This window comes from Corynebacterium sp. HMSC078A10, assembly GCF_001811565.1.
In the GTDB taxonomy this organism is placed as follows: domain Bacteria; phylum Actinomycetota; class Actinomycetes; order Mycobacteriales; family Mycobacteriaceae; genus Corynebacterium; species Corynebacterium hesseae.
In genome coordinates this window covers 1-1,525 of the sequence record NZ_KV805201.1, presented here as the reverse complement: position 1 = coordinate 1,525, position 1,525 = coordinate 1, and the positions used below count along the sequence as shown (strand labels likewise).

At 60.3% G+C, this 1,525-nt stretch carries 1 protein-coding gene and 1 pseudogene; both read left to right on the top strand.

Annotated features, from left to right (window positions below; translation table 11 throughout):
* A partial coding sequence (locus HMPREF2808_RS05730) for an LPXTG cell wall anchor domain-containing protein (RefSeq protein WP_141752583.1) occupies nucleotides 1-450 on the top strand: 450 nt, incomplete at its 5' end.
* 359 nt (nucleotides 451-809) lie between these two features.
* Nucleotides 810-1,525, top strand: a pseudogene (locus HMPREF2808_RS13000) (transposase family protein); the annotation flags it as partial.

The window sequence follows — 1,525 nt, the reverse complement described above, 5'->3', positions numbered from 1 at the left end:
TCTGAGGACCCGACGCCGAAACCGTCTGAGGAGCCGGATAAGCCGGGCACCTCGAGCATCCCGAACCTCAGTAGCCTGTGGCCGCTCATCCCGCTGGTGATTATCCCGCCGGTATTGGCTCACTTCTTTAAGCCTCCGCACCTTCCGGAGCTGCCGACGAAGCCGGCCAAGCCAGTGGAGCCGCTGAAGCCTGAGGAGCCGAAGGCGCCAGAGGCACCGAAGGCACCGAGCGCGGAGAATCAGCCGACGTCCGAGCAGACCCCGAGTGCTCAGCCGAGCCAGGCCAGCCAGCCAAGCGCGACCACGAGCACCCCGGCCTCTTCCAAGAGCACCTCGTCTGGCAAGCTTGCCAACACCGGTGCTAACGTCCTGGGCCTCATTGGTGTGGCACTGGCACTCATCGTTGGTGCGGCTCTGATTCTGCGTCCTAGCCGCCGCAAGGACTCCTAAGCACCAGGTGTTCCTAGGGACCTAGCCGGCCCCACGGCCGTGGTTGGGTAAGCCACGAGCAAACGCCCGAGCTAATGCTCGGGCGTTTCTTTTTGCGCTAACGCGTCATCGTGAGCAATCGCGATGGCGCACGAGCGGACCGCTGAGAGGTTCGCCATGACCTTGTCTTTCTGCGCAATGCTGCCCAGCCTTTCGAGGGCCTCCAAGAAGGGACTTTGATGGCTCTTCCGGTTTTGGGGTGCGTAGCGGGGGTGAGGTAGAGCTCGACGGGTTCGGCGGGTCACCACAACATGTAGGGGTCCCTGGTGTGAAGATGAAAGTTCCTACACAACCATCTAAACCCACCAGGGACCCGTACTGTGAAGCCTACTGGAAACCTCGTTGCTGACACCATCTGCCGTACCGCGGAAATCGGACTTGCCATCACCGGTGCTGCCGATGCCGGAGCGTTGACCATCATTGAGGCCACGCCAGTAACCGTTGTCGGCGTGTGCCCGGACTGCGGACAGCCAGGAAAGTTACGCGACCACATCACCCGTCGACTCGTTGATCTTCCTGTCGTTGGATTCCCCACTAGGCTGCACGTAACAGTCCCCAGATTCTTATGCACAGCCGCCTCATGTAAGAGAAAGATCTTCCAAGAATCTTTAACCTGCGCGGATGACGGCGCCAAACTCACTTATCGGGTCACCCGCTGGATCTTGCAGCGCCTTGCTATTGACCGGATGAGTGTGTCAGCTACCGCCAAAGCACTCGGTGTGGGATGGGACCTGGTCAATAAAGTCGCACTGGATGCCTGTCGCCAGCTTGTCTACGGCGACCCCTGCCACCTAGACGGGGTTCGCGTCCTCGGAGTCGATGAACACGTATGGAAACACACCAGAAAACCAGGCCAGGCATCAAACCTGGTGACCATACTTGTTGACCTCACCCCGCTGGTGGACGGGCGTGGGCCTGCTCGTTTGTTAGACATGCGACCAGGCAGATCCGCCCACGTGCTCAGCGGGTGACTTAAAGAGCGCGACCCCAGCTTCCGGGAGCACATACAGGTGGTGACAATGGATGGGTTCACCGG